Annotated in this window: 3 pseudogenes; 1 reads left to right on the forward strand and 2 read right to left on the reverse strand. The window is 63.4% G+C overall.

What is annotated here, in order from left to right:
* Positions 1 to 293: pseudogene (locus AC07U4_RS24770) on the reverse strand (integrase core domain-containing protein); the annotation flags it as partial.
* 154 nt (positions 294 to 447) lie between these two features.
* On the opposite strand from AC07U4_RS24770, the pseudogene AC07U4_RS24775 reads away from it, so the two are divergent.
* Positions 448 to 1,744, forward strand: a pseudogene (locus AC07U4_RS24775) (IS110 family RNA-guided transposase).
* A gap of 214 nt (positions 1,745 to 1,958) precedes the next feature.
* On the opposite strand, the pseudogene AC07U4_RS24780 reads toward AC07U4_RS24775, so the two are convergent.
* Positions 1,959 to 2,265, reverse strand: a pseudogene (locus tag AC07U4_RS24780) (transposase family protein); the annotation flags it as partial.

A 2,265-nucleotide genomic window follows, 5' to 3' on the forward strand; every position in this document is an offset into this window, starting at 1 on the left:
ATGTATTCGTAGGGTGTAAGGCCGCTGAGCGTCTTGAGCCGGCGGGCGAAGTTGTAGGCGGCCATGAAGTCGGCGAGGTGTGTGTGCAGCTGGTCATGGCTGTCGTAGTGGAAGCGTTTGACGGTCGCCTCCTTGATCGTCCGGTTCATCCGCTCGACCTGGCCGTTGGTCCACGGGTGGTTCGGCTTCGTCAGACGGTGCTCGATGTCGTTCGCCTCGCAGATCATGTCGAAGCGCATCTGGCGCGACCAGGCGGTGTTGCGGTTGCGGGGCTTCTCGGTGAACTGGATGCCGTAGCACATTGGGAAGCGCCGGTTCGGGAGCCGCTATGGCCCTGTTGAAGACAAGGCCGCGTAGCGGCCGCAGGCTTCAATAGGGCAAGCCATGGCCGGTCAGCAGGTATCTAAAGTGAGGTTGTCGAAACAACACTTTGGAGGCCGACCGACCATGGCCAAGCTCATCCCTACGCCTACCGGCGCCGTGCTGGTAGCCATCGACATGTCCAAGAACCGGCAGGAGGTACTCATCGAGCGACCGGAAGGCGGCCGGCGTCGGCGGATGACCGTCATGGCGACCAGACAGGACTATGACGGCTTTGCCGAGCAACTCGCTGCCATCGGTCGCCCCATTATCGTCGGATTCGAGGCGACGGGCAATTACCATCGCACGCTGGCGCACCGGCTGCTGACGGCGGGGTTCGAGTTGCGTCTCATCTCATCGGTCGCACTCGCCTAGACGCGCGAGGCGCTGCACAACGGCTGGGACAAGAATGACCCCAAGGACGCGCAGGTCATCTTGCACATGCTGCGGATCGGGGCGACGCAGCGCTACGTCGACCCGCTCGCCGCGGGCATCAATGACCTGCAGGAGCTCTCGAAGACACACGAGACGATCTCCAGGATGAAGACGCAGACCTGGCATCGGATCCTGACCCATTACCTGCCGCTGTATTTCCCCGAGGTCGCCCGCTTCGCAGGCAACAGCCGGTCCGACTGGTTCCTGGCGCTCATCGAGCGGTTTCCGACACCGGCCACCATCACGGCGCTGGACCGCGATGCATTCTCGGCTGCAGCATGGCCGCTCATAGGCCGCAAGGTCTCCAAGGCACGGCTCATCAACGACATCTACGAGACGGCGTCCGCCTCGACAGCACTGCCGGTGCCGAAAGACTCAGCCGCCATCACTATGTTCCGCATGGTCATCGCGCAGGGCCGCAGCCTCATCCAGCAGCGCGACGAGATCGAGCGGCTGGCCCATGCGCGGCTCGCCGATGACGTCGACTACCAGCTGCTGCGCAACATTCCGGGCATCGGTCCGATCAACGCGCTGACCATCCTGGCCGAGGCCGGTGATCTGCGGCGCTTCAACCATCATCGACAGTTCCTGAAGTTCTGCGGTCTCGATCTCGCAACGTGTCAGTCAGGCACGTTCCGTGGCCGCACAAAGCTGTCCAAGTACGGCAATGCGCGCCTGCGCCGGACCTTCTGGATGGCTGCCCAGGTCGCCGCGCGTCAGCGCGACAACAGCTTCCGCGATAAGCTCGGACGATATGTAGCCGGGCACGCGGACGATGCCGACCGTCGCCGCAAGGCGATGACGGCGCTCACCGCCAAGATGGCGCGCGTGGCTCACCCCGTCGTCAAGACGGGGACAGAGTACCGGCCGTTCCTCGAACGGTCGGATGCCAGGTGGAAGGACCCCTCTCTGCAAGTGCCGTGAGGGCGCTCGTCGAGCGACCCTGTAGATAATGTTCGGGCCTTCCACCTGGGTGCGTATCTCGTTTTAAGGACGGTGAGGACCACGGCCGCCCCGGCGCCGATGGATCCTGTGTTTGCTATGGCAGGGAGCGATCCCGTTGACGGTGGGAGCCATCTGGCTCAGATTGCATGCCGCGCCGATGGTTGTCGGCGCATGGATATCTGCTGGCCGAAACCCGCCGCTGCTTCCCGACATAGGACGTTATCGGTCAGGATGGTGTGGATGCGGTACGGCACGGCTTTCAGCAGGTGTTCCAGGAATTCCCACGCTGTCCGTCTGTCGGCTTTGTCGACCAGCTGCGTGACCGCGAACTGGCTGGCGCGGTCGATGCTGACGAACAGGTAGAGCTTGCCTTCGGCAGTCTGTACCTCGGCGATATCGATGTGGAAGAAGCCGATCGGGTAGCGCTTGAAGCGCTGACGCTTCGGCCTGTCGCCCTCGACATCCGGCAACCGTGAGATGCCGTGCCGCTGCAGGCAACGATGCAGCGCTGACCGGGTCAGGTGC

The sequence above is a fragment of the Sphingomonas sp. GW821-FHT02B09 genome (assembly GCF_059421875.1).